Consider the following 25,500-nt stretch of genomic DNA (forward strand, 5'->3'; position numbering starts at 1 on the left):
CCTCAGGTCCCGCTCAGGCTGCCGCGCGGCTCAGCTCGGAGGCGCCGGCCGCACCTGCGGTCTGCTCCTTCAGCGCCGCGATCAGACCGGGACGGTCGAACTTGGCGACATAGTCATGGAAGCCGGCCTGGCGGCCGCGCTCGATCGCCGCCGGCGACACCAGCGCCGAGAGGCCGATGATCGGCATCGCGCCCAGATTGCTGTCGGAGCGGATCACTTCCGCGAACTCGAACCCGTTCATGTCGGGCATCTCGATGTCGGTCAGGACCACGTCGAAGCTCTGCGCGCGGAGCGCCGCCAGGCCCTCCTGCGCAGTCGGCGCGGTACGGACGCGATAGCCGGCCGCCTTCAGCACCGGCGCCAGCATGTTGCGGAAGAACGCCGAGTCGTCGACCAGCAGCACCGACTGCGAGTGCATCGACGGCTTCATCTCCTTGCGGGTGAACCAGTCGGAGAACGCCATCGGCAGGAAGTGGCCGACGTCGATCACCTCGGTGGCCTGGCCCTTGATCACGGCCGAGCCCAGAATGCCGCTAGCCGAGCCGCCGACCTCGATGTTGAGCCGTTCCTCGACGATGTCGATGATCTCGTCGACGACGAGGCCCATGGAGCGGCCGTCATCGGCAAACACCAGGATCGGCTGGGCGCCTTGCGAGGCGATGGTGACGCCGTCCATGGAGACCAGCGGCATCAGCTGCTCGCGGTACTGCACCATGTAGCGGCCGTTCGAGAACTCGATCTTGTCGGCGGGGAGCTCTTCCAGGCGGGTGACGAGCCCGAGCGGGACCGCCTTCGGCTGGGACGAGCCGGCGCGGAACACCAAGAGCGAGGTGGTCTGCTCGCCGCTTCCGATGTGGTGCGCGCCATTGTCATCGGCCATGTCATGGGCCGAGGAGCCGGCGGCGCCGAGCGCCTTGGCAATGCCGTTGGGGTCGATGATCATGATCACCGCGCCATCGCCCAGAATGGTGTTGCCGGAGAACATGTCGATGTGACGCAGCTTGGTCGACATCGGCTTCACGACGATCTCTTCCGTATGGAAGACGCCGTCGACCACGATACCAAAGGTCTGGCTGCCGACCTGCGTCACCACGATGAAGCCGTTCTCGGGATCGGAGGCCGCGCCGTCGTCGATCTTGAGCAGCTTCTTCAGATGGATCAGCGGCAGCAGCTTGTTGCGCAGCCGCAGCACCGCGGTGTCCTTGATCCGCTCGATGCGGTGCTCCGAGTTGGCGCGGGCCCGCACCAGCTCGACCACCGAGAGCTGCGGGATCGCAAAGCGGTCGCCGGCGGCTTCGACGATCAGCGCCGAGACGATCGCGAGCGTCAGCGGGATCTTGATGGTGACGGAAGAGCCTTCACCGGCCACCGACTTGATATCGATGGTGCCGCCGATCTGGTCGATATTGGTGCGCACCACGTCCATGCCGACGCCGCGCCCCGACACCGAGGTGATGGCGGCCGCGGTCGAGAAGCCGGGCGCGAAGATGAACTTGTGGATCTGGGCTTCCGACATCTTCTCCAGCTCGGCCTCGGTGACGAGACCGGAGGAGAGCGCCTTGGCCTTGATCTTCTCGGTGTTGAGGCCGCGGCCGTTGTCGGCGATGCAGATGATGATGTGGCCGCCCTCGTGATAGGCGGACAGACGAATGGTGCCCTGCTCGCCCTTGCCGGACGCAAGCCGCTCGGCCGGGGTCTCCAGGCCATGATCGGCGGAGTTGCGCACCATGTGGGTGAGCGGGTCCTTGATCAGATCGAGCACCTGGCGGTCGAGCTCGGTGTCGGCGCCGTGCATCTCCAGCTCGATCTGCTTGCCGAGTTCGCTCGAGAGGTCGCGGACGATGCGGGGCAGCTTCTGCCAGGCATTGCCGATCGGCTGCATGCGCGTCTTCATGACGCCTTCCTGCAGCTCGGCGGTGACGTTGGAGAGGCGCTGCAACGGCACCTTGAACTCGGTGTCCTCGTTGCGGCGGGAGATCTCCAAGAGCTGGTTGCGGGTCAGCACCAGCTCGGAGACCATGGTCATCAAATGCTCCAGCGTATCCACGTTGACGCGGATCGACTGGTTGGCGATGCGGTCGCCCTCGGAGGCGCCCTCGTCGGCCATCGACTTCTTCGGCGCGGCCTTGGGCGCCTTGGTGTCCTTCGGCGCTTCAGCAGCCGGCGCGGGCTCGGCCTTCACGTCGGCCTTCACTTCGGCCTTGGCTACCGGCGCGGGGGCCGGCGCCTCGATCGCGGTCTCTCGGAAGGCGCGCTCGAGCTCGTCGAGCGAGACTTCGCCCGGACGCAACGGGCGCTCCAGGGTCTGGTCGATCAGCGTGCCCGTGGTCATCTCTTTGGCAGGAGCCGCAGCCGGGGCTTCCGGCACCAGCGGCGGCGCGTCGGCAACGGGAGCAGCAGCGCCTGCGGCCGGCATCGGCTCCGCCGAGCCGGACATAGCCGCCATGCCCTGCTCGACCATCGCTTCCAGCTTGTCGATGAGATCGCGGTCGTTGCCCTCGGGCTCGGCTTCGGTCGCCTCCAGTCCTGCGAGGATCTCCTTGATGCGGTCGATCGAGGACAGGATCACCGTCACGGCCTGGCCGGTCACCGGCATGCCGTCGCGGAATTTGCCCATCAGCGTCTCGCCGGCATGTGCCAGCGCTTCAAGCCGCGGCAGGCCGAGGAAGCCGCACGTACCCTTGATGGTGTGGACCAGGCGGAAGATGTTATCCAGGATCTTGGCGTTGTTCGGCTCCTGCTCGAACTTCACCAGCTGATTGTCCACGGTGTCCAGGCTCTCGCTGGTCTCCGTCAGAAACTCCCGCAACAGATCATCCATGAAAACAGGCCTTCATACAGGGAGGGCGCGCACGACTTGTGATGCGCCTATTCAGAATGGGGCCAGCTTCACCGCAAAGCGTTTAATATTGGTTGAGTATGTGCAAAAGAACGGAACCAACAAAGAGATAAGGCGCTCCGGACAAACCGAAGCGCCTTATAAAGATTCGATTAACGTCCAAGAGCGATGGGCGCGTTTACGAAGCGGTAATGATGATGGCTTCGCCTTCCGGCTTGAGCGTCACGGTCAGACCGCAGGCCTGCGCCAACAGCCGTGTATAATAAGGCTGGATCGCGTGCGCATCCGCGGCCGGTCCGCGTTCGCCGCTCAGAAGCTCGGAGATGTTCTGCGGCAGGCGTGCATTATGTCCGGTCGCGGTGATGCGGAAGCTCATCGTCTCGCCCTCGCCGATCGGATCGATCGTGAGCATGCCGCCGCGCGGGATGGTGTGCTGGGACACCACCAGCATATTGAGCAGCAGCTTGACGCGATTCTTCGGCAGCAGCAGCCGCGGCAGATTCCACGTGATCGAGCACTTGCCGTCCTCGATGTGGCCGCGCGCCATGGTCTGGGCATCGCCGAGATCGATCTGTGCGCCGGAGGAGCCGGCCGCGCCGAAGGCGAGGCGGCAGAACTGTAGGCGGGCGGAGGCCGTCTTCGCGCTCTTGCGGATCAGGTCGAGCGCGAATTCGCGATCCTCGGGCTTGGGGTCGTCATCGAGCACTTCGAGCCCATTGACGATAGCGCCGACCGGGCTGATGAGATCATGACAGACCCGCGAGCACAGCAGTGCCGCGAGTTCGAGCATATCGGGAGCGGAAGCGGTACCGGGTGACGGAGCGTCAGACATAAAGGGTTCCTGGAATTGCACGGCGCGGACGCGGCGAATCACGCATGCTTGACGGATGCTGCGGGTTCTAACATTCGCCAGCCTATGGCAGCTAGCTTGCCATAGGTTCGAACCGGCCATAAAGGGCGCAGGCGAATCAAGCGAAGAGAGGCCAGACTTGCCAATGAATGAGGCATGCAGGTGAGGATCATCGATGGCGAGGCCGCATCCCGGCTGATGGAGCCCCTGACCGCACTGGTGGTGCAGGCGGGCGAGGCAATCCTTGGCGTCAATCGTGGCGCGATGCGGGTCGACGGCAAGCAGGACGGCTCGCCGGTGACCGAGGCCGACCTCGCGGCCGACCGGATCATTGCGGAGGGGCTGGCCAAGCTTGCGAACGATGTGCCGACACTCTCGGAAGAGCGGACCCATCTCGCCGCGCCGCCGTTTCGCGGCAGCTTCTTCCTGATCGATCCGCTCGACGGAACCAAGGAGTTCGTCGCCGGCCGCGACGAGTTCACCGTCAACCTCGCGCTCGTGACCGAGGGCGTGCCGCTGCTCGGCATCGTCAGCGCACCCGCGCTCGGGCTGCTCTGGCGCGGTATCGTCGGCCGCGGCGCCGAGCGCGTGACGTTTGACGGCACGACCATCGGCGCTGCCGCGCCGATCCGGACCCGCAAGCTGCCCGGACACGGCGAGCCCTGGGTTGCGGCGGTGAGCCGCTCGCATGGCGACCCGACAAGCGAGGCGTTCATCGACGGCCGGCCCAACGCGGTCCGAAAGACCTGCGGCTCGGCGGTGAAATTCGGCCGGATCGCAGAGGGCAGTGCCGACATCTATCCGCGCTTCGGGCCCACCTCGGAATGGGATGTCGGGGCGGGCTGCGCCGTGGTGACGGCCGCCGGCGGCAAGGTGACCGACGGCAAGGGCGGCGAGATCCGGTTCGGCGAGCGCGGCGACACCCGCTTCATCATTCCAGCGTTCATCGCCTGGGGCGACCCGGAGGCGGTAACGCCCTACTGACTGAGCTTGCCCTGGAGCGCCGGCCAGCGCTTGCCGACTTCATACAGGAAGCGTTCGGGATCGGCGGCGAAGGCGTCGCGGTTGGCTTCCCGGCTGAACAGATAGAGCCGCTGCGCGGAGATCACGAAGAAGCGGGGATTGCCGGCAATGATCACGCCGCGCGCAATGTCGGCGGGGTCATAACCGCCGAACTGCGGCCCGTAGATCTCGGGATGGGCCAGGAAGGAGGCACGGTTGCCCTCGTTCCGGAAGCGCCAGACCGCGCCCCAGAGGTTGGCCTCGAACTCCGCCGTCCCCTGCTCGGCCCCGCCATCGACGAAATAGGCCACGGGGTCGAAGCCCTCGATGGCGACGCCCGAGAAGCGATTGACGACGACCCGCTCGGTGGTCACCGCGTCTGCCGGCAACCCCGAGCAGCCGAGCCAAATGCCTGCCAACAGGCAGACCAGACGGCCGATCAAGGCAATTCCGGGGCGCAAAGGGCTATCTTCCTGCCGTTGTGCCGTCATAGTTGCTGCGGATAACATCCGAGTCGAGGGGACATCCGGTGCAACCTAGGACCGTGCCTGTTGGCGTCAGGTTAAGGGAAGCGGACCGGAATCGATACCAGGGGTTTCTTTTATGACTTTCGCATCACGCCTTGCCGCTGTGGCGCTCGTAGCGCTGGCCGGCTGGATCATGCCGGTCTCGGCCCAGACGGCCGCGCCGCCGCCGGACCTGCCGCCGCCGCAGCGGACCCCGACCCCCAACACCTACGGACCGGACGAGCTCGTCAACGCCGGCCACCGCTTCTTCGGCAACGTCTCGCGCGGGCTCGCCTCGATCATCGAGAAGGCGGTCAGCCAATGGGGTCTGCCGAACGGCTACATCCTGGGCGAGGAAGGCTCGGGCGCCTTCGTCGCCGGCCTGCGCTACGGCGAAGGCACGCTCTACACCAAGAACGCCGGCGACCTGCGCGTCTATTGGCAGGGCCCGTCGCTCGGCTTCGACTGGGGCGGCGACGGCGCGCGCACCATGACGCTGGTCTATAACCTGCCCGCCACCAACGCGATCTATCAGCGCTTCGCCGGCCTCGACGGTTCGGCCTACATCATTGGCGGCTTCGGCATGACCGCGCTCACCGCCAACAACATCGTGCTGGTGCCGATCCGCTCCGGCCTCGGGCTGCGGCTGGGCGCCAATATCGGCTACCTCAAGTTCACGCCGCGGGCGACCTGGAACCCATTCTAGGCAGTCTCTTCCGGTCCACTACGGATCAACGTTAACGACAAGCGGGGGCTGGCTTTTTGCCGGCCCCGCATGCATTGTCGTTGGTAAATTTTTCCTTAGCTCCCGGAGTTCTCGCCCATGGTCGAACCGATCATGTACCTTGCGATCGGTTTCCTGCTGTCGATGCTGTGCGGGCTTGCGATCGTGCCGCTGGTGCACAACCGCGCGGTCCGCTTGACCACGCGCCGGCTCGAGGCGGCGACCCCGCTGTCGATGGCGGAGATCCAGGCCGACAAGGACCAGCTCCGTGCCGAATTCGCCATGTCGGCGCGCCGGCTGGAGATGAGCGTCGACCAACTCAAGAACAAGACCACGAGCCAGCTCGCCGAACTCGGCAAGAAGAGCGACGCCATCAACCGGATGAAGATCGAGCTCGGCGAGAAGAACGCCACGATCTTCGCGCTGGAGGCGCGCGAGAAGGCGGTGAAGGAGCAGCTCCGCGCCACCGAAGAGGAATTCAACGCCAAGACCGAAGCCTTACGCGAGGCCGAGATCGCGCTGAGCAACAAGCAGGGCGAACTCGCCAAGATCAATTCGGAACTGTCCGACCGTTCGATGATGGCGGAGACCCGCCAGGTCGAGCTGGTCGCGGTGCGCGCGCAGATCGAGGAATTGAAGAACCGCGTCGGCGATGCCGAGAAAGAATTCACTGCCACGCAGGCCCGCCTGGCGCAGGAGCGTTCGGACTCGGAAGTCGCCTCGCGCGAGCTCGGCGATGCACGCGGCCGCGTCGAGAATCTCAGCCAGCGCGTCACCGAGCTCGACCGCCAGCTGATCGTGCAGGTGAAGGAAGCCGAGATGCTGTCCGGCCGCGTCGCCGACCTCGAAGGCCGCCTCGCCACGCAAGGCAAGCTGCTGGCCGAGCGCGACTACGAGAACAACCAGCTCCGCCAGACCAATGAAGGCTCCGAGCGCACCATCAAGGAGCTGCGCGTCGAGATCGCGGCCTTGAGCGGCGGCAAATCGTCGGCGGCGCTGGAGACGATGCGCGCGGAAAAGGCCGCGCTGGAAGAGCAGCTGCGCACCGCCCGCGACGAGCGCGCAAAGCTCCAGCGCGACATCAATGCGATCCAGCAGCAGGCGGAGAGCTCCTGGGCGACCGAGCGCATGGAGAACGCGCTGTTGCGCGAGCGCATCAACGACATCGCCGCCGAGGTGGCAAAGCTCGCGATGCAGCTCGAGGGCCCGAACTCGCCGATCGAGGCGCTGCTGGCGGCCGAGGCCGGCCAGCCGCCGAAGCAGGCCGCGCGCCCGGCCAATGGCGTCGCAACCAATGGCGCCGCAGCCGCCCTGCCCGAGGGTGGCGGAACGCTCGCCGAGCGCATCCGCGCGCTGCAGGCCCACGCCTCCCGCGCCCGCCAACAGGGCGCGTAAATCGTCCAAAATCCGACCTCGCCGCCAATTTGAGTGACTGACGCAAGGTTTTCCGGCCGGAAGCCGCCTGAAAACTTGACACGTCTAGCCCGCACTTCTAAATCGCGGGCTCCGATGCGCCGGCCGGCCGAAAAGTCCGGCCGTCTGCGTGATGGTCCCGGGCGCATAGCTCAGCGGGAGAGCGTTCCCTTCACACGGGAGAGGTCCAAGGTTCGATCCCTTGTGCGCCCACCACGCTTCGCCAAAAGGCTTCGCGTGGCGCAGCCACGCCCGATAATGACGAAGCGTGTCCGGCGTAGCTCGAAGAGCGCAGACGGACTGGGGCGTCTCCGTCAGAAGTGTCGAAACAACCCCATGCACAGTAGCCGACGCCAGCCGGATCAAGGGATTGCGAATTTTCCGAATTTCAGTTGACGCGTCGGGCAAAACACCGGCAGAATGGCAGCATCCCGGAAGAGGACCGCGCTGCCGACGACTCGCACCGGGCGATTGAAACCGTATCCTCACTGGTGAGCGTGACCTTCCGGCCATTCGCGAGGAGCGGCACGGCTCGATCCCGTTCGCACAGTTTGCGCTCCTCCCCGAGCCACCCGTATGCCATCAGGCAATTTTGAGGAGCGCATTGGGAGATCGCGACGCTGAAGACGGCTATCGCGCCGCTTTTCTCGAACGCTTCTTGACTGCGGTGTGCCGGTGTCTTGGCACTCATGCTTCACTCCCTTGTGCAGACGGCAGAACCCGCTCAATCCTGGGATCGAGCGGGCCAAGCGGCCGTTCGTCATTCTGCAAGGATGGGCGCCGATTTGCTCCAACCGGTCGACTCCGGTGCTGGGATCGAGTGTTCCTGCGGGATCCGTCGAGATGCAGGCAAGGTCTTTATCAATTGACTTGTCCGCACGAGAGTGGTCACGTGACCGCACCAGACCGCATCGCATGTGACAAGCGGATAGGCTGGTCCGGCGCTGGCGACGAATGTCGCTGCTACTATCCTGAAAACTCGCAATCAAGCTCCTGCGCAATTGGCTGCCTGCAGGACGTGTCGCATTTGCAGCCCCAAGCGAGGAGGATCAATGCAGGTCGTCGTCAGAGACAACAATGTCGAGCAGGCGCTTCGTGTTCTCAAGAAGAAGATGCAGCGTGAAGGCGTCTTCCGGGAGATGAAGCAGCGACGCTCCTACGAAAAGCCCTCCGAAAGGAAGACTCGCGAGAAATCCGAAGCCATTCGCCGAGCCCGTAAGCTCGCTCGAAAGCAGGCGATCCGGGAAGGATTGCTGCCCGCACCGCCGAAAAAGAAGCCCTTCGAGCGCAAACCGCCTTTGCCCGAGGTCAAGGCCCGGGTCCCTACGGCCTGAAATCGATACCGCGCAACACGAGCTCAAGAAAATGGCGCGCGAATGCAAGGTCCGCGCTGATTGTGACTGGAAGCGCATCAGCGAGACGATCAGGGACCAGCTGCCACGGACTGCCCTCTCTGACCAACGGCGCCTGTGGCAGGCGCCGTCGGTCTGCTGCGCGCCCTCACGGCTTCGCGCCGGGCTGAACTCACGCCGATGGAAACGGGTTTGCCGCCTTGGTGTATTTCAGCGCGCCGATGCCAAAGCCTTCCTGGCTGCGGTTCTGGATGAATTCCTTGTGCTCGTAGTGCGGCGACAATTCGCGCCATAGCTGCGGAACGCCGCCGGCCCAGGCGCTGGTGTTGCCGCTGGACTCGCAGATGTCGTGGAACAGGATGATCCCGCCCTCGCGAACGAAGTGCCGGTAGCAGAGAAAATCCTGCTTGACGCCTTCGTAGCGATGATCGCCGTCGATGAACAAGGTGTCGATCAACCTGCCGTTCAGAAACTTCTCGACCCGCTTGACGGTATCATCCGCGTAGGACGGCATGTCGAAGAAGGTCCATTGCTGCTTCGGCGTGGCGAGCAGCTTCAGCATTTCCTTGTTCTTCACGTGCAGATCGATGCAGATCATCGTCTCCATCGTCGGCAGAAATCGCCCGAACAGGAGCGAGGTGCCGCCGTTCAGCGTTCCGATTTCAACCACGAGCTTCGGAGCGGAGGCGGCGATGTAATCGAGCGCCGATGAAATCTCCGTCTCGATCTGACAGGAGCCTGTGCCCATGTGGTGCTTGGTGAAATCGATCACGTCCTGCACGCTCGATGCGCGCTTGTACTCGCCGATGATCTCGTCGCGCCTTTGCGTATTGAATTTGAGGCGCAGTGCAGGTCCGCTGTCGGCCAGACGCTTCTTGACCTGTCGGACCGCGAGGACGGTCGGATGAAATTTCAGTTCCGTGAGTCGCTCATTCAAGGCTTTGCTTAACGACATTATCGAACCTCAATTCACTGAGAGCCCCGCACAACCGAGTGCTAGGATCGTTGCGAATTTGGGACAACTTAAGGTGTTTGCTTGACGGCAAAATGACCCGACGAGCTGACCTCGCCGGGCGATTGCAAGAGTCTCGAGTTCCCGAAGGCCCTCGCCGGCGAAACCGCCCACAGACGCGACAGATCGGCACGCACCCGTGAGTGCGTCTTGCTCAAACTCTATGCACTGCGTTGTCACTGGTGGTGACCGTGATATCGGCGTAGCGACACGCGCCGTGGCGGCGCTGGAACGGTGCGACCGCCAGCAGCCAGATTTTCGAGATCGCCTTCGCCGGTCCGCCGATATGGGCGGCGTAGTCTGCCGCGATGTCGCGTTCATGCGCTTGCCAGGTTCCGAGACCCGCCTTGCCGGAACGAACGATCATATGCGTCTCGATCGCTGTCCAGGCGGGCAGCGGACATCGGAAGACCTTGCCCTCGGGCAAGTGCTCGCTCCAGATATAGGTCAGATCCTGCCCATCTTCGAACTTCACGCCGATCGAAAGATAGTCATGCGTCGCAGCCTGGTCTTCCGCGACGACCGATGGCAGTTGATCGATCTTCCAGCGCCATGCGAGACGCGGACGAGAGGTCAACGGAACCGGCAGTGGCCGCTCGATGATACTGACATGGCCCGTGGTATCGCAGACGATCTCGCCGTCGGCGGCCTGATTGAAGACTTCCTGCCCACCACCGAAACCGAGCAGGTTCGACCACCCCGCCGGCAGCTTAGCTCCACGCTCAAGACGCGCGAGCTCGGACTTGAGCAGACCGCCGACATCGCCATGCGCCAGCAGGCTCTTGATGCCGACGGCCGCATCTCCGCGCCACAGCAGGGCAACGCCGGCGATTTCGACATCCGCCTTCTTGTAAATGTCTTCCGGCGTCCCCAGCACTCCGTCCTCACTGGTCCATTCCGCGGCCGAACGCGCAACCTCGATTGGTCCGTCATGGGAGACCGGCATGGTTCCCGTATCCAGCATCGGATTGTACATCGGCCGCAGCCCGCGCGTGCGTGCGTGGAAGACCAGACCCGGACCGAACCAGAGATCATGCTCGCGCGACAGCCACATGCGACCGCCCAGCAGGAACGTCACTTGCTGGCCACGCGCCGCGTCGAGCCCGAGATCGGTCCACGGCAGATCGGCGCCCTTGAGCTCGAAAGCCCTGGTTGCGAGCAGCTCCGCTGAACTCGCCTTCGCGATGAGATCCTTGATGCCGCTGACGATGTCGACCTGAACGCTCTGCTCCGCCGCTTGCGCTGTCCGCAGCGCCGGGCCGGCAAAGGGCAGCGCCAGGCCGAGCGCGGAGGCACGCAACATGACATCACGCCGGGAAATCTTCCCGGCAGGAGACGAGAAGCCAAGACAAGCAAAGCACATACAATCCTCCCTGCCCCACCGCGATGCGGGCGTATGGCCGTAGTCCATCTGGACTCGCATGCTATGTTTCCGTGCCGAGTTCGGCCCGCCAGGATGCGCCGATCTCGCCGCCAATTTGGCGCATGAGGGCAGATGCACCAGACCGGTTACACGCGCGCGAGCACGCTCGGCCCGATCGCAGAGGTCGTAGCGGCGGCCGGAGGATCGATCGAGCGGGTGTTTCGCCGCGCCGATCTTCCCCTCGCCTTGCTGGACTCGCCGGACACGCTGTTGCCACTCCGTGATCATTTCCGGCTGTTGATGATGACCTCGCGGGAATTGCACGACGAGGTGTTTGCAGCGCGCCTCGGTCGCCAGGCGTCGATGGCCGGCCTCGGCGTTTTCGGCCGATGGGTCGCGCAGGCGCCAACCCTACTCGAGGCGATCCAACGCGCTGGAACCAGCCTGCCGCACATGCTGCAGAATGCCACGCAGCTGGTGGTCCGCCGCTACGGCAACGAAATTCACTGGTCGTACGAAGTATCCGACCCGGCGCGCGACGGGCGCCTGCAGAACGAGATGCTCGCGATCTGGTACATGATCGCCGTCGTCAGGCATTTTACCGGCGCGTGGTGTCTGCCTGACAGAATCATCCTGGGCGGCCTTCCAAGCCGGCTGCGATGTCAGGCCGGCGAGTTGATGGGCACCGACACGGCCATCGGCAACGCCGCCAGCGCGATCGTGTTCGATCGACGGTTGCTGAGGTCAGTCAATCCAAATCTCGGGCAAGACGATGGGCTGGCCGCGAGCGAACTTGGACGCATTTTTGACCTGCCGGATCCGGACGACCTGCCGGGTCGTCTCTCCGTGCTGATCGAACTGGAGCTGCTCGATCGTCGTCCGTCTCTCGCGCACATGGCAGCCCGATCGGGACTCGCGAGACGAACGCTGCAGCGCCGGCTCAGCGAAGCCGGCCTGAGCTACAGCGACCTGCTGCGAAACGCGCTGCAGCGACGGGCGGTGAGACTGCTATCTCAGACCGAGCGCTCGATCAGCGAAATCGCAGCCATGCTCGGCTATGACGACCCCTCTCATTTCAGCCGGGCCTTCGAACGCTGGAGCGGCGTTCCCCCCACCCATTGGCGGCGTCTCCTGGAAGCGCGCGCGCAGCCGGACACCCACCCTTCAAGTTCCTGACTGCGTTCCTAAGCGATCTCGACGAGCTCAATCTCCTGCGCGCCCGCCCCTACGACTTCGCCCACGGCTTTTCCCATCAGCGACTTCGCGACCGGTGATACGAACGAGATCGACCCGGCCTTCGGATCGGCTTCGTCCTCGCCGACGATACGGTAGGTCTGCACGCGGCCGTCGGCCCGGCTGAACGTCACGGTGCTGCCAAAGGCGACCGTCTCATGCGACGCCGGATTGGCGACGAGTTGCGCGGTGCGCAGCCTTTCGGCGAAGTAGCGGACGTCGCGCAAGGGAGCCGCCGACTGCCTTCGCTTTTCGTTGACGTCGTCGATGGCTTGCGCGGCTTCATAGGCCTCGCGCGCGTCCTGGAGCTGCCTCTGCAGCGCCTGCAAGCCCGTCTCCGTCACGAGGTTTGGATGCGACGAGATCGGGCGATCCGGCAACAGCGTTTCGGAGGCGGTCTCGGCGCTCTCTTCTTTGGTAAAGGCGACGCTCAATTCGAATATCCTGTCGAACAGTTGTGGAAATGATCGCCGCGCACTCGCACCGCGATCCACCGGAGTGAACCGCGCGGGGGGGCGCCGGGCGATCATCCTCGACTATATCTCAAGTTCGACGAAACGGCGTAGCTTGAAGACGAGGTCGGGCAGAGCCTGGCGGAACCGGGTCGCGTTCTGGAACGTCGTCGAAAACGGCGCGAAGGTGATCATCGCGTTCCAATTCCGATAGCCATAGACCGTGACCGAGACGCCGGACGGGGGAAAATCCTCGATCTTGCGCAACTCGCCGAGCACGAGCTCGGCAATCGCGTCCGCCGGCAGAAGGCGCTTGCCGTCCGCCGTCAGGGATGGAGCGGCAGGCCCAACCGGCGTCGGCGCCGCGACGGCTTGATCGGCAGCATCCTGGAGCTTCGGAGACTCCGCCTCCGGGACTTGCGCCACGTCCGCGGCCGGTGCGGCTGCCGGCGCGGCCGGCATGAAGTCAGCAAGCGGCGGCGGGCTGGCGGCCTCTGTGCGCTTGCCACCTCCCAGGATGCTGCTGATCATGGCCACAAGGCCAGCATCCCTCGCGTCGTCACTCATCACGATTCCCCCCGGCTAGGGCTACTCTAGCATCGGCAGTGTACCCTGCCACAGGGGTCAGCTGATCAGATCGAGCCCTTGCTGCTGCATGGCTCCCAGCCAGTTCACCGCGGCGCAAGACGGGGAGCACCTCGCGCCGCGGTGCGATCGGTCACTGCTTCTCGAACGGAATATATTGCTGGTACTGCTTCGGCACGGAGTTGCGATAGCGCGCGGGGACGGTGCCGGTGTCGACCGAATGATCGATCTCCTGCTGCCGCGTCATCTTCTTCTTGGCCGGCTTCTTCTCGGCGCTCTTCTTCGCACCGGCCGGCGGGGTCGAAGTGTCCGTGGTCGCGGCCGGTGCAGTGGTCGCAGCAGGCGCCGTCGTGGTGGCCGCGGCGGCCGGCGGCGTGCCGCCCGCGGCCGGCGCGGTTTGCGCCAGCGCGAGCGGCGTCTGCATGATGAGCGCCAGTGCCGCAGTCGCAGCCAGCAAATATGATTTTTGCATCAGAACCTCCAAAATGCCTGATCCCCAATGACGGATGGTCCCGCGGGATCGACGCGTGCAAGTCCGCCGAAGATAGGCGTGAGCCCGGCTGCAAACTGTGGCCGAGATCACATTGTCCACGGCGGCGTGCGGCATCATAGGCGCATGCCGAACGCGGCGCACGCGCCGAGACCTAGACGCGCGCGACAATGTGTCGGGTGAGTCCCGGAACGCACGAGGCATCCGGCGCCACGCCCTTTCGCGCCCCCGCGACGATTGACGAGGCGACGCACGCGCCACAATTTTTGCGCGAGCACGGCGTTCTCCACGCCACATCGTCTCGCCGATTAGGTCGGCGAAGCTGACATTGCTTTGCGCCGACATTTTCGATGACGAGAATGTTATTCGCCATCGGTGCGGGAAGAATTTGCAAGATACATCCGTAGCTTGATCGCAACGTTTGCTCACGGAACCGCATCGACGTCGCGCGATGTGTGAAGCAGTGCATTGCGACGCCAAATTCCGCGATCTAGCCTCGCATGCATATCCTATTACGAACAACTTTAACTTTAGTTGCTTGCCGTCGTAACTTTTCATGGAGGTTCTTTATGAGCAGTCGTCACGCCATTACGCCCCGCGGTCTCAACGCCACCCGCTCGCCGCTGTCACAAGGCCGCTTCGGCCGCATGTTCCGCAATCTGACGCCGGCGAAATTCGGCCCGAACGAGGCCGATAACATCGCCAACCTCTCTGCGCTCGCCGACAACATGATCGGCGATTTCGACGCCCCCAAAGACAGCCCCGATGGCGAGGAGAGCGGAATTCCCGCGCTCTACACTTATTTCGGCCAGTTTGTCGATCACGACATCACCTTCGATCCGGTGAGCTCGCTGACCAAGCAGCAGGACCCGGACGGGCTCGTCGATTTCCGCACGCCCTCGTTTGATCTCGATAATCTCTACGGGCGCGGTCCGAACGACCAGCCCTACATGTACGACGGCGCCGGCAAATTCCTGCTCGGCGAGACCTTGACCGGCACCGGCGTCTCCAACGCCTTCGACCTGCCGCGCTTCAAAGGCCGCGCACTGATCGGCGATCCCCGCAACGACGAGAACAGCATCGTCTCGCAGTTCCAGGGGCTGATGCTGCGTTTCCACAACCGCATGGTCGACGACAATGACAGCCTCTCGTTCCAGGACGTGCAACAGCGCGTCCGCTTCCACTACCAATATGTCGTGCTGAACGACTTCCTGCCGCGCATCGTCAATGCCACCGTGCTGAACGATCTCAAGAGCGGCGGCCATTACGATCGCAGCAAGCTCGCCTATTATCATTGGAAGAATTATCCCTACATGCCGGTCGAGTTCTCGGTCGCGGCCTACCGGCTCGGGCATTCCATGATCCGGCCCGGCTATCGGCTGAACGACGCCGACAACATGCTGCTGCAGATCTTCCCCGATCCCAACAATCCCGACAACAATGCGCTGACCGGCTTCCGCGCGATGGGTCCGGGACGCGCCATGGACTGGGGCCGGTTCATCGACATCGACACGCGCGCCTTCGGCGACGAGGGCGACGACACCAATCCCGACAACAAGCGGCGGCTACAGTTCGCCTATCGCATCGACACCTCGCTGGTCGATCCGCTACGCAAGCTGCCGCCGGAGGTCGCCTCCAATCCGTCCTCGCTGGCGCTGCGCAATCTCGAGCGCGGCTGGCGGCTTGGCCTGCCCTCGGGCCAGGCCGTCGCCAAGGCGATGCACGTGACGCCCCTGACCGACGAGCAGATCATCATCGGCCGCGCCGTCGACAATCCCGATCCAGCCGGCGATCCGCAGGTGCCGATCGCGTCGATCGCGAACGGCGTGTTCAAAGGCAACTGCCCGCTGTGGACCTACATCCTCGCCGAAGCGCGCCAGTTCGCGACCAAGGTCACGGTCCCCGCCACCGGTGCACCGGCGGGCGGCATCAACACGCCACAGCTCGGGCCCGTCGGCGGCCGCATCGTCGCCGAAGTCTTCCTCGGCATGATGTTCGGCGACGCTTCCTCGGTGCTGTCGCTCGACCCGAACTGGGCGCCGGTGACCGGTCCCGATTTCAAGCTGAAGGATCTCGTGACCTACGCGCTGGGCAACGGCGCCCCGCTGCATTGATGTTCTGAAGAGACGATTATCCGTGGGGCTTGCTCCGCCTCTCCCGCTTGCGGGAGAGGCGGACGCGCTCGCAGAGCGCAGCGGGTGAGGGTTCTCACCACGCAGGGGCAATCCCTAGCCAGCAATCCCGACGTGGAGAGACCCCCACCCCAGCCCTCCCCCGCAAGCAAGAGAGGGAGCCCATTGTCGACGCCGCAACATCGTGCAGTCAAACGCGATTGAAGCAGTGCGTACGAACTCTCGTTCTAATGCGCGGCCCCAAGGCCGCTTTCCTCGAGCCGCGTCGCGAACCAGCGCGAGAGTTCCTGGTCGACGACGCCGCTGACATAGACCTCCGACATCGTCACGCCGTGCCTGTCGAGCACCAGCAGCACGCCGATCCAGTAGGCGAACCAGACATGCGGGTCGGTCATCGCTTTCAGCTTGTGCTGGTCGTGCTCCAGCGGCGTGTGATTGCTCGCCTTGCGGATCTCGACAGTGAGCAGATTGTTCGGGATCTCGCGCTGATGCACGACGACATCGGGGTAGATCGACTTGCCGAGATGATCGTCGGTCGAGATGATGGTGCCATGCGGCAGGTGCAGCGTGCGCTCGCCGAGCCGGTCATAATTGCAATCGACCGCCCAGCCCGAAAACTGCCGCTCGAGATAGACGGCGAAGCGGTGCGTGACGGCGCGCTCGCCGATATCCTTCTCGAACAGGAAATCTTCGTGGGCGTAAAACTCCCGGAGCGCCGCGATCACCTTGTTCAGCTCGGTCTGCATCGTGCCTCCGGGCTCATCACGCTCTTAGTTCAGTGTCGTCCCGGCGTAGGCCGGGCCCCACCGCGACATTTATCGTGTACGCACAGTGCACGTACCGAACGCCTAGTCTTCGCCAAACCTCTCCCTGGGGTGATGGGTCCCGGCTTTCGCCGGGACGACGTGGGGAGAGAACTTGGCCTACATCACGACTTCGATCAGCCGCGGTCCCGGCTCGGCGACGGCTTCGGCCAGCGCCTTGTTGAACTCGTCGGCATTGGCGACGGCGCGGCCGGGCACGCCCATGCCCTTGGCCAGCGCCACGAAATCGAGCGTCGGACGATCAAGCCGCAGCATGTCGTTGGCGCGCTGGCCGGGCTCGCCGGCACCGACATTGTCGAACTCGCCGCGCAGGATCTGGTAGATGCGGTTGGCGAACACGATGGTGACGATGTTGAGATTCTCGCGCGCCTGGGTCCACAGCGACTGGATCGTGTACATCGCGCTGCCGTCGCCGACCATGGTGATGACCTTGCGGTCGGGGCAGGCGATCGCCGCGCCGATCGACAGCGGCGTCGAGAAGCCGATCGAGCCGCCCATGTTCTGCAGCCAGTCGTGCGGCGCGGCTGCGGCCGTCGGCGGAAAGAAGCCGCGGCCGGTGGTGAGGGATTCGTCGACCATGATCGCGTTCTCGGGGATCGCACATGCGATCGCCTGCGCGATCGAGGCGAAGGTGAGCGCGCCGGTCGGCTTGACCAGTTCCTGTAACGCCTGCGGCTTGACGTCCCTGGCGCTCGCCTTCACCGCGCCGGCGAGCGCTTCCAGAGCCGCGACCGAATTCTCGCCCCAGGAGGTCATGCGATGGACCTCGCAGCCATCGGGCTTGAGCATGCTCGGCTTGTTCGGGTAGGCGAAGAACGCCACGGGATCGTCGGACTCGACAAGCACGATGTGACGGAACTTTGCCAGCATCGGCAGCGCGTTCTCGATGACGTAATGGATGCGGTCGATCGAGAAGCGGCCGCGGCCACGTGCCATCTTCGGGCGGAAGGTCGGGCCCATCACGGTGCAGCCGGTCTTGCCGGCGATGCGCTCGGCCAGCGCCAGGCCGTGCTCGCTCAGCGCGCTGCCGGTCATCAGGAGCAGCGTGCCCTCGCCGTCACCGTGCAGGATCCTGGCGGCCTGCTCGACCGCCTGCGGCGAGTAGCTGGCGCGCTGCTGCTCGGCCGGGACCTCGGCGATGCCGTCGGCCTCGTTCCAGGCGGTGTCGGCGGGCAGGATCAGGGTCGCGATCTGCGGCGGAGCGCTCTTGGCGGCGGCGATCGCGGCGGCGCCATCAGCGGCGACCGATTTGGCATTCGGCGAGGTGCGGACCCAGGACGACATCGGCCGGGCCAGGCCCTCGATGTCGGAGGTCAGCGGCGCGTTGTAGTCGATGTGGTAGACGGCGTGCTGGCCGACGATGTTGACGATGCCGGAATTGGCCTTCTTGGCATTGTGCAGATTGGCAAGGCCATTGGCGAGGCCGGGGCCGAGATGCAGCAGGGTCGAGGCAGGCTGGCCCTTCATGCGGAAATAGCCGTCGGCCGCACCCGTCACCACGCCCTCGAACAGGCCGAGCACACAGCGCATGCCCGGCACGCGGTCGAGCGCTGCGACAAAATGCATCTCGGAGGTGCCGGGGTTGGTGAAGCAGACGTCCACCCCGCCCTTGACCATCGTCCGCACCAGGCTTTCCGCACCGTTCATTCTGTCTGCTCCCGCAACCGGCGATTTCCAGTGATCCGTCCGACCAATCATTGTTCGCAGGCCCGGTCAAAGCAATAGCCGGCATCGCGGCCCTGCCCCGCATGACGATGCGCCGGCTTGGATAATTTTTTCCGCCAAATGGACGCCGTTGCCGATTTGGTAACGCCATCCGTTAACGATGCCCTGCCTCACGGGGCCGTGGCTTGCGAAATGCCGGCAAATATGGCCTCTGGCTGTCGTTGAATCGATTTTTTTCTGGGGGAAACAATGATCCGCTTTTTTGCCGCGCCGCTTGCCGCAATGGCACTCTTGCTCACTGGCGTGGCCGACGCATCCGCAGCGGGGATGGTGGACTTCACGGGCACCAGCTCCACCGGCTTTCTCGGCGGCGGCGCGAGCCCGATCCCCCGCACCACCGTCATGTACAACGGCAACTATGCCCCCGGCACGATCGTGGTGAACACGGCCGAGCGCCGGCTCTACCTGGTGCTCCAGGACGGCCAGGCGCTGCGCTACGGCATCGGCGTCGGCCGTGACGGCTTCCGCTGGGGCGGGGTGCACAAGATCACCGCCAAGAAAGAATGGCCGGAGTGGACGCCGCCGTCGCAGATGATCGCCCGCCGGCCGGACCTGCCGCGCCACATGAAGGGCGGCATCGAGAATCCGCTCGGCGCGCGCGCAATGTACCTGGGCTCGACGCTCTACCGCATCCACGGCTCCAACGAGCCGGAGACGATCGGCCAGGCGGTGTCCTCGGGCTGCTTCCGCATGACCAATGACGACGTCACCGACCTCTACGGCCGCGTCGGCGTCGGCACCACCGTGGTCGTGCTGAACAACTGACCGGCCGGCCGCGAGCGGAACCTGCTCGGCGCGGGAATTTGCGGACTTGTGCGGAGGCACCGAATACGGCAGCGTTGCGCAACGATGCGCGCCTTCAACCCGCTCTCGGTTCCCCTCCGCATCGCCCTGGTGGCGCTCGCAACGCTCATCTGTGTGCCTGACACCGCTACCAAAGCGATCGCCGGCGAGCTGCCCGCGATCGCCTCACGCCAGCGCACCGAGAAGAAGAGCTTTACCGACGCCGAGATCGTCGACGGTTTCTTCAAGACCGCGTTCGGCGCCGAATACCACCTCGCCGGCCGCGTCGATCGCATCCGCAAGTTCGACGGGCCGGTGCGCGTGTTCGCCGAGACCGACCGGGCCGACCGCAAGGCGCAGCTCGCGAAGGTCGTGGCCGACATCGCCGCGCGCGTGCAGCATCTCGACATCGCCATGACCGACACCAGCGAGGCGGCGAATCTGCGGGTGAAGCTCGTGCGCGACCGCGACCTCTACCGCACCATTGCGAGCTTCTACGGCGCGGAGAAGGCGCGCGATATCCGCACCTCGCTCGATCCGCAATGCCTGTCCGGCTTCCGCAAGAACGATCAATTCGAGATCGAGCATTCCGACGTCATCCTCACCGTCGACATCAGCGATTTCACTTTCCTCGACTGCGCCTATGAGGAGGTGCTGCAATCGCTCGGGCCGATCAACGACACCGCGAGCGTGCCGTGGACGATGTTCAACGACAATGTGTCGATGGGCTATTTCGACGTCTACGACCAGTACATCCTCAACCTGCTCTACGATCCCCGCATCAAGGCCGGCATGACCGTGCTGGAGGTGCGATCGGTGCTGCCCGAAGTGCTCACCGACGTGCGCGCCTGGGTGAAGCGGGTGAACGATCTGAAAGAGCAGTAATCCCGGTCGTCGTGGCGACGTCCTATTGCACCAGATCGGCGACGGTGGTCGCGGCCTTCAGGCCGGTGCCGGTGAGAACCGCAACCGTGGTCTCGTTCGCCTTGATGGCGCCGCTGGCGGAGAGTTTGTCGAGCGCCGCAGCTGCGCTGGCGCTGGTGGGCTCGGTGAACAGGCCCTGCCGCGCCAGACGCCGCAGGGCGGCCACGATCTCGACCTCGGTGAGCGCAACGGTGCCGCCGCCGCTTTCACGCAGCGCAGCGATGATCTCGCGCAGCCGCAGCGGGTGCTTGATCGCGGTGCCCTCGGCGATGGTCTTGTTGACCTCGCGCGCGACGGGCGTGTCGGCGCCGGCCTTGAAGCTGGCGTCGATCGGCGAGCAGTTGAGCGGCTGCGCCGCAAACAGCCGCGGCAGCTTTGCGATCTGCCCCGCCTTCAACAGCTCGCGGAAGCCGAAGGCGCAGCCGAGCAGGCTGCTGCCGGCGCCGACGGGAACGATGACGTTGTCCGGCGCGCGAAAACCGAGGTCTTCCCAGATTTCATAGGCGAACGATTTGGTGCCCTCGAGGAAGAACGGCTGCCAGTTGTGGCTGGCATAGAAAGTCTGGCTCGACTGCCTGATGGCCTCGGCCTCCGACTCCTCGCGCGGGCCCTCGACGAGCTGCACCTCGGCGCCATAAGCACGCACTTGTGCAATCTTGGCTGGCGACGTCGAGGCCGGCGCCAAGATCTTCACGCGCATGCCTCCGGCAGCGCCAAGCCCGGCCATGGACGAGCCGCCATTGCCGGAGGAGTCCTCGAGAATGGCGTCGACGCCGATCTGGCGGAGGAAGGACAGCATGACCGCGGAGCCGCGGTCCTTGAAGCTGCCGGTCGGATTGAACCATTCGAGCTTGAAGAACGGACGCAGATCGTCCCAAGACTGCTGCACCAGCGGCGTGCAGCCAACGCCGAGCGAAATCGGGTCCTTGATCTCCACCGGCAGCGACGCGCGGTAGCGCCACAGCGACCGCGTGCCGCTGTCGATATCCGCGCGCGAGATCCCCGCGCCCGGCGTCACCAGCAGCGGCGTGCGCTCGTCCGAGCACCAGCGCGGCTCGTGAAGCGGATAGAGCTTTCCATTGCGGGGATCGATGTAGCTGGCGGCAGGCATGGCGCACTCCGAAAACGAGGCCGGAGGCTGCAGGGTATGTCTGATTGTCTAGGCCTTGCCTAGTCCGATGCGCTGCATGAGACCCTTGAACCGCGCATCGCCGCGAAGGGGATCGAAGGCGGGGCGGAGCAGGATCGAGGGATTGAAGCGGGCGTCGTAGGCCTTGTCGAGCCAGTAGAGCGCGGCGTCGCGATCGCCGAGACCGACATAGATCAGGGCGATATTGGCCTGCGCCGACGGATAGAGGTCGCCGTGTGCGGCCATGTCGGCGGCGATCCTCGTGGCGTCGTCCTTGCGTCCTGAGAGGGCATAGGCATAAGCGAGGTTGGAATCGAATACGCTGCTGTGGCCGGAGATCTCGATCGCGTCGCGGAATTCGGCGATGGCGTCATCGAAGCGGCCGAGCTGCACCAGGGCCTGACCGAGCTCGTAATGGCCCACGGAGAATCGGGGATCGAGCTCGAGCGTCTTGCGGCTCTGCGCAACCGCCGCGCCGAAATCGTGGACGATGCAGAGCGCATCGGCGATGTCGGCGCCGATGATGAGGGAGAGCGGATCGAGGCTTTGCGCCTGGCTGAACTGCTGCAGCGCCTCGGTCGTCTTACCCGCCAGCATCAGATGCCAGGCGTACCAATGATGCGCGGTGGCGTAGCTGGGGTTGAGGCGGATCGCGGCCTCGTATTCGGAGGCAGCGACGTCCCAGTCCCAGCCGTAGAGATCGAGCGCGAAGGCGAGCGAGGTGTGGGCTTCGCCGAGCGTACCGTCGAGCTCGAGCGCCCTGCTCGCCGCCGCCGTCGCCTTGGAGAACGCCTCCGTGGTCGAGAGCACGCCGTATTCCCAATCACCGGCCAGCGCATAGGCATCTGCAAGGCCGGAATGGGCCTCGGCGGAGTTGCGGTCGATCTCGATGGCCTGGCGGAAATATTTGATTGCCGCCCTGAGTCCGTCGCCGGTGCGCTTGTTCAGGAAGTAACGCCCCTTCAAATAATCTTCGTAAGCCAGAGGATCGATGCTGCGCGGCTTGTCGAAGGCGGCGCGCTCGCCATGGTTCAGCGTGGCGCGTACCTGCCCGGCCACGGCGCGGGCGACGCGGACCTGGAGCGTCAGCGCGTCGCGCACGTCACCTTCGTAGGAGTCGGCCCAGACGCGGCTGTCATCGACGACGTGAATCAGCTGCGCCGTGATCCGGACGCGTCCGTTCGCGCGCATCACGCTGCCCTCAATCACACCGTCGACGTTGAGCTCGCGGGCGATGGCCGCGAGCGATTTGTGCACGCCTTTATATGTCATCGTCGAGGTCCGGGAGATCACCCTGAGCGTATCAACCTTGCCAAGCTCCGTGATCAGCTCGCCGGTCATGCCGTCGGCAAAAAAGTCCTGCGAGGGATCTTCCGAGGTGTCGACGAGCGGCAGCACCGCGAGCGAATGGATCGTTCGCGCCTCCTGACGCCATGGATAGAGCCAGGCCGACAGCGCCACGGCGAGAAGCAGGATCAGACCGATCGAGGCGGCCAGACCCTGCCAGTGACCGACGACGGGACGTGCCGGCAGCGCGGCCTCTGACGCCGGAGCCGGAGCCGGCGAATCGGGTTCACGCGGCGTGCTTCCATCGACGGCGACCGTTACGTCGGCGAGAAAGCGATAGCCCCGGCGCGCCACCGTTTCGACGAAGCGAGGGCTTTCCGCGGAATCGCCGAGCGCCTCCCTGATCTTGCTCACGGCCTTGTTGAGCCCGTGATCGTAGTCGACCACTGTCTGCGGCCAGAGCAACGTGCGCAGCTCCTCGCGCGTCACCACCTCGCCCGGCCGCTCCAGGAGCGCCGCGAGCAATTGAAACGGCTGCTCCTGCAAACGCACCCGCCGGCCGTTCTTGACCAGCTCGCCACTGCGCGGATCGACCTCGAACACACCGAACCTGGTGCGTCTTACAGGCTGCGTCGCGGCGGGTCGGTCGATCAATTCCGGTTCGTGCAGCATGGACGACTCGTCGAAGCGTTGGGGAGGTGCGGCCGGAAGTCGATGATTTCACTCATCTTCCCGGGGGATTGCGATTCCAGAGAAAGATCACCCGCGGTCCATTGAGAGCGGCCGTAGTCGGAGCGAAGAGAGACGCGCACATCAACACGGGATCGCGCGAGGCTGACGATGCAGGACGGCGTCATTGCAAATCGAGACGGCATGCTGACGCTCGACTCGGCTTATAATTTTGCGCGGTTCTTAAGCGGCGACGCTGATGCCGCCGAGCACATCGTGCAGGCGGCTTTCCTGCGCGGCGATGGCGACTCGGGGCGACGAAGCCGGACGTCGATGTTGAGGGGCGTGCGGAATTGCTATCGGACATGGCTGACCACCCGGCGACGACGCGATCGGCAAAGTGATGTATTCGCACACAAGCGGTTACCTGATGCGCGTCCCCCTTCCGTCCTCCGAACGGACGACCGCGCCGACAAAATTTCGGCCCGCACTGACGTCGATGCGAGCGCGCTGCGTTGCGCCATCGAGACCCTGCCGCGTCGCCTGCGCGAGATCCTGGTGCTGCGCGAGATCGACAAGCTGTCCTACCGGGAGATCTCAGAGGTGACGTCGCTGCCGATGGGCGAGGTCATGTCGCGCCTCGCCTGCGCGCGACGCAGGCTTGCCAACCGGGTCAAGCAACGATAAATAATACAATTATATCAATATCTTAAACGAAGTTCGTCGCAAGCAGACCGGCCGGCCGGTATGGCGCCTGCCATTCCAGCCAGCCCTCCCGATGCCCATATGAGGGGCAGACAAACGGCCCTGCCCGCATCGCACGATTAACTTGTCTGTCGCAGCTAGCCGCTACAATATGGTGGATTGCGTCGCCGGGCTCTGGTCCGGCAACGCGGTTGAGCCAGGCCCGTCCGAGCGGCGGGCCGTTGGCTTTTTAGGAGTTTGGCCATGAGCCGCGCGAACCGCACTGAGCATATCCGCCTCACCTCTCATCCGGAGCCGGGCAAGAAAGCCGCCTACCCGATTCACTGGGGCGCCACTGACGCGCGCGCCCGCGGTCCAATCATCGGCACGGTGTCGCGCGCCGGGGATCGCAACGTGATCGGCAGCCACGGCGGCTCCTACGCGATGTACCGCGCACTCGCCGTCTCCGCCGGCGCGCTCGATCCGATTCGCAGGCCAGATCTCACCAACACCTTCCCGGCCGCGACCATCGGACCGTTCGAGCAGTGGCGCGATCCCGCAAAGATCGTCGCGCTCGATCCCTGGGGCCATCTGGTCGCCGAGAATTTCGGCAAGGACATCGCCGAGGGCGTCGATATCCGTCCGAGCATCGCGATCACGCGCGCACGGCTCGACCTGCCCGAAATTCGCGAGGCACTGGCCGCCAAGCGCCTGCGCGCCGACGGCGAGGTCGTCCACGCCAATGGCAGTGTTTCCGTGGTGAAGATCGCGATCGATCCGGTCTGGTACCTGCCGGGCCTTGCCGAGCGCTTCAAGACCAACGAGACCGAGCTGCGCCGCACGCTGTTCGAGCAGACCGCCGGCATGTTCCCCGAGCTCGTGACCCGGCCGGACCTGAAAGTGTTTTTGCCACCGATCGGCGGCACCACCGTCTATATGTTCGGCGATGTGACAAAGCTGCCGGACCATCGCACCAAGATCACCTGCCGCGTGCATGACGAGTGCAACGGCTCGGACGTGTTCGGCTCCGACATCTGCACCTGCCGGCCCTATCTCATTCACGGCATCGAGGAATCCGCGCGCGGCGCGCAGGAAGGCGGGCTCGGGCTCGTCGTCTACAACCGCAAGGAAGGCCGCGCGCTCGGCGAGGTCACCAAATTCCTGGTCTACAATGCGCGCAAGCGCCAGGAGGACGGCGATGCCGCCGCCGCCTATTTCGAGCGTACCGAATGCGTCGCGGGTGTCCAGGACGCGCGCTTTCAGCAATTGATGCCCGACACCATCCACTGGCTGGGCCTGAAGCGCATCGACCGCTTCCTGTCGATGAGCGACATGAAGTACGACGCGCTGACCTCACAGGGCATCGACATCGTCGAACGCGTGCCGATCCCGCCCGAGCTGATCCCGGCCGACGCCTATGTCGAGATCGCCGCGAAGAAGGCGGCCGGCTATTACTCGACGGACATCGCGCCCGAGAAGGACGTCGACGGCGTGGTCGGGCGTTCGCTGGAAAAATACTGAT

At 64.7% G+C, this 25,500-nt stretch carries 23 protein-coding genes and 1 tRNA gene; 11 read left to right on the plus strand and 13 right to left on the minus strand.

Annotated elements, in window-relative coordinates:
- Positions 1-13: 13 nt before the first annotated feature.
- Positions 14-2,821 carry a hybrid sensor histidine kinase/response regulator gene (locus ACWAT4_RS33700; RefSeq protein ID WP_212300029.1) on the minus strand — a complete coding sequence of 936 codons (2,808 nt, stop codon included), beginning with the start codon at positions 2,819-2,821 and terminating at the stop codon, positions 14-16.
- 196 nt (positions 2,822-3,017) lie between these two features.
- The gene (chpT, locus tag ACWAT4_RS33705) at positions 3,018-3,671 is read right to left on the minus strand and encodes a histidine phosphotransferase ChpT (protein ID WP_212300030.1); all 654 of its coding nucleotides are present in this window, start codon (positions 3,669-3,671) and stop codon (positions 3,018-3,020) included.
- 174 nt (positions 3,672-3,845) lie between these two features.
- Here chpT and ACWAT4_RS33710 point away from each other — a divergent pair, with 174 nt between their 5' ends.
- Positions 3,846-4,673: a 3'(2'),5'-bisphosphate nucleotidase CysQ family protein gene (locus ACWAT4_RS33710; protein WP_449729119.1), complete on the plus strand. Its 828-nt coding sequence runs from the start codon at positions 3,846-3,848 to the stop codon at positions 4,671-4,673.
- Here the strand turns inward: ACWAT4_RS33710 and ACWAT4_RS33715 are convergent.
- Positions 4,667-5,152 (minus strand): YHS domain-containing (seleno)protein, encoded by a 486-nt coding sequence (locus ACWAT4_RS33715; RefSeq protein ID WP_449729120.1) that lies wholly within the window; start codon positions 5,150-5,152, stop codon positions 4,667-4,669. The genes ACWAT4_RS33710 and ACWAT4_RS33715 overlap by 7 nt on opposite strands.
- 142 nt (positions 5,153-5,294) lie before the next feature.
- On the opposite strand from ACWAT4_RS33715, the gene ACWAT4_RS33720 reads away from it, so the two are divergent.
- The 3 genes from ACWAT4_RS33720 to ACWAT4_RS33730 all read left to right on the plus strand — a co-directional run bounded on the left by ACWAT4_RS33720 (position 5,295) and on the right by ACWAT4_RS33730 (position 7,550).
- The gene (locus tag ACWAT4_RS33720; protein WP_212427605.1) at positions 5,295-5,903 is read left to right on the plus strand and encodes a DUF1134 domain-containing protein; all 609 of its coding nucleotides are present in this window, start codon (positions 5,295-5,297) and stop codon (positions 5,901-5,903) included.
- 117 nt (positions 5,904-6,020) lie between these two features.
- Positions 6,021-7,316, plus strand: coding sequence for a coiled-coil domain-containing protein (locus tag ACWAT4_RS33725; RefSeq protein WP_212300034.1), 1,296 nt, complete (start codon positions 6,021-6,023; stop codon positions 7,314-7,316).
- Positions 7,317-7,475: 159 nt separating this feature from the next.
- Positions 7,476-7,550, plus strand: a tRNA-Val gene (locus ACWAT4_RS33730).
- 172 nt (positions 7,551-7,722) lie between these two features.
- On the opposite strand, the gene ACWAT4_RS33735 is transcribed toward ACWAT4_RS33730, so the two are convergent.
- Positions 7,723-8,025: a hypothetical protein gene (locus tag ACWAT4_RS33735; RefSeq protein WP_212300035.1), complete on the minus strand. Its 303-nt coding sequence runs from the start codon at positions 8,023-8,025 to the stop codon at positions 7,723-7,725.
- 361 nt (positions 8,026-8,386) lie between these two features.
- Between ACWAT4_RS33735 and rpsU the strand changes: the two genes are divergently transcribed.
- A complete protein-coding gene (gene rpsU / locus ACWAT4_RS33740) occupies positions 8,387-8,668 on the plus strand; it encodes a 30S ribosomal protein S21 (RefSeq protein WP_212428392.1) in 282 nt (93 codons plus the stop codon).
- Between the two features lie 190 nt (positions 8,669-8,858).
- On the opposite strand, the gene ACWAT4_RS33745 is transcribed toward rpsU, so the two are convergent.
- Positions 8,859-9,641, minus strand: coding sequence for a class I SAM-dependent methyltransferase (locus tag ACWAT4_RS33745; protein WP_449729121.1), 783 nt, complete (start codon positions 9,639-9,641; stop codon positions 8,859-8,861).
- Positions 9,642-9,852: 211 nt separating this feature from the next.
- Positions 9,853-11,001: a DUF3047 domain-containing protein gene (locus ACWAT4_RS33750; protein WP_449729122.1), complete on the minus strand. Its 1,149-nt coding sequence runs from the start codon at positions 10,999-11,001 to the stop codon at positions 9,853-9,855.
- A gap of 192 nt (positions 11,002-11,193) precedes the next feature.
- Between ACWAT4_RS33750 and ACWAT4_RS33755 the strand changes: the two genes are divergently transcribed.
- Positions 11,194-12,237: an AraC family transcriptional regulator gene (locus tag ACWAT4_RS33755; RefSeq protein ID WP_449729123.1), complete on the plus strand. Its 1,044-nt coding sequence runs from the start codon at positions 11,194-11,196 to the stop codon at positions 12,235-12,237.
- An 8-nt stretch (positions 12,238-12,245) separates the two neighbouring features.
- On the opposite strand, the gene greA is transcribed toward ACWAT4_RS33755, so the two are convergent.
- The 3 genes from greA to ACWAT4_RS33770 all read right to left on the minus strand — a co-directional run bounded on the left by greA (position 12,246) and on the right by ACWAT4_RS33770 (position 13,803).
- Complete coding sequence (gene greA, locus ACWAT4_RS33760; RefSeq protein ID WP_449729124.1) at positions 12,246-12,728, minus strand: transcription elongation factor GreA; 483 nt, start codon at positions 12,726-12,728, stop codon at positions 12,246-12,248.
- 102 nt (positions 12,729-12,830) lie between these two features.
- Entirely contained in the window at positions 12,831-13,313 is a 483-nt protein-coding gene (locus ACWAT4_RS33765; RefSeq protein ID WP_212300040.1) for a hypothetical protein, read from the minus strand.
- A 151-nt stretch (positions 13,314-13,464) separates the two neighbouring features.
- On the minus strand, positions 13,465-13,803 hold the full coding sequence (locus ACWAT4_RS33770; RefSeq protein WP_212300041.1) for a hypothetical protein: 339 nt from the start codon (positions 13,801-13,803) through the stop codon (positions 13,465-13,467).
- A gap of 587 nt (positions 13,804-14,390) precedes the next feature.
- On the opposite strand from ACWAT4_RS33770, the gene ACWAT4_RS33775 reads away from it, so the two are divergent.
- Complete coding sequence (locus tag ACWAT4_RS33775; protein WP_212300042.1) at positions 14,391-15,935, plus strand: peroxidase family protein; 1,545 nt, start codon at positions 14,391-14,393, stop codon at positions 15,933-15,935.
- A gap of 245 nt (positions 15,936-16,180) precedes the next feature.
- Here ACWAT4_RS33775 and ACWAT4_RS33780 read toward each other — a convergent pair whose 3' ends face one another.
- Both ACWAT4_RS33780 and ACWAT4_RS33785 read right to left on the minus strand, forming a co-directional pair.
- On the minus strand, positions 16,181-16,699 hold the full coding sequence (locus tag ACWAT4_RS33780) for a hypothetical protein (RefSeq protein ID WP_212300043.1): 519 nt from the start codon (positions 16,697-16,699) through the stop codon (positions 16,181-16,183).
- A gap of 177 nt (positions 16,700-16,876) precedes the next feature.
- Positions 16,877-18,424, minus strand: a complete 1,548-nt coding sequence (locus ACWAT4_RS33785) for an acetolactate synthase large subunit (RefSeq protein WP_449729125.1) — start codon at positions 18,422-18,424, stop codon at positions 16,877-16,879.
- A 345-nt stretch (positions 18,425-18,769) separates the two neighbouring features.
- Here ACWAT4_RS33785 and ACWAT4_RS33790 point away from each other — a divergent pair, with 345 nt between their 5' ends.
- Both ACWAT4_RS33790 and ACWAT4_RS33795 read left to right on the plus strand, forming a co-directional pair.
- On the plus strand, positions 18,770-19,267 hold the full coding sequence (locus tag ACWAT4_RS33790; protein ID WP_433995255.1) for a L,D-transpeptidase: 498 nt from the start codon (positions 18,770-18,772) through the stop codon (positions 19,265-19,267).
- 84 nt (positions 19,268-19,351) lie between these two features.
- Positions 19,352-20,170, plus strand: coding sequence for a DUF2927 domain-containing protein (locus tag ACWAT4_RS33795; RefSeq protein ID WP_212428399.1), 819 nt, complete (start codon positions 19,352-19,354; stop codon positions 20,168-20,170).
- 22 nt (positions 20,171-20,192) lie between these two features.
- Here the strand turns inward: ACWAT4_RS33795 and ACWAT4_RS33800 are convergent, their stop codons facing one another.
- On the minus strand, positions 20,193-21,320 hold the full coding sequence (locus ACWAT4_RS33800) for a threonine synthase (protein ID WP_449729126.1): 1,128 nt from the start codon (positions 21,318-21,320) through the stop codon (positions 20,193-20,195).
- 48 nt (positions 21,321-21,368) lie between these two features.
- On the minus strand, positions 21,369-23,297 hold the full coding sequence (locus ACWAT4_RS33805; RefSeq protein ID WP_449729127.1) for a winged helix-turn-helix domain-containing tetratricopeptide repeat protein: 1,929 nt from the start codon (positions 23,295-23,297) through the stop codon (positions 21,369-21,371).
- A gap of 201 nt (positions 23,298-23,498) precedes the next feature.
- Between ACWAT4_RS33805 and ACWAT4_RS33810 the strand changes: the two genes are divergently transcribed.
- Together ACWAT4_RS33810 and ACWAT4_RS33815 are read left to right on the plus strand one after the other, a co-directional pair.
- Complete coding sequence (locus ACWAT4_RS33810; protein WP_449729128.1) at positions 23,499-23,981, plus strand: sigma-70 family RNA polymerase sigma factor; 483 nt, start codon at positions 23,499-23,501, stop codon at positions 23,979-23,981.
- Between the two features lie 261 nt (positions 23,982-24,242).
- Positions 24,243-25,499: a GTP cyclohydrolase II gene (locus ACWAT4_RS33815; protein ID WP_212300050.1), complete on the plus strand. Its 1,257-nt coding sequence runs from the start codon at positions 24,243-24,245 to the stop codon at positions 25,497-25,499.
- The last annotated feature ends 1 nt before the right edge of the window (position 25,500 follow it).

Source organism: Bradyrhizobium sp. T-1 (genome assembly GCF_053592855.1).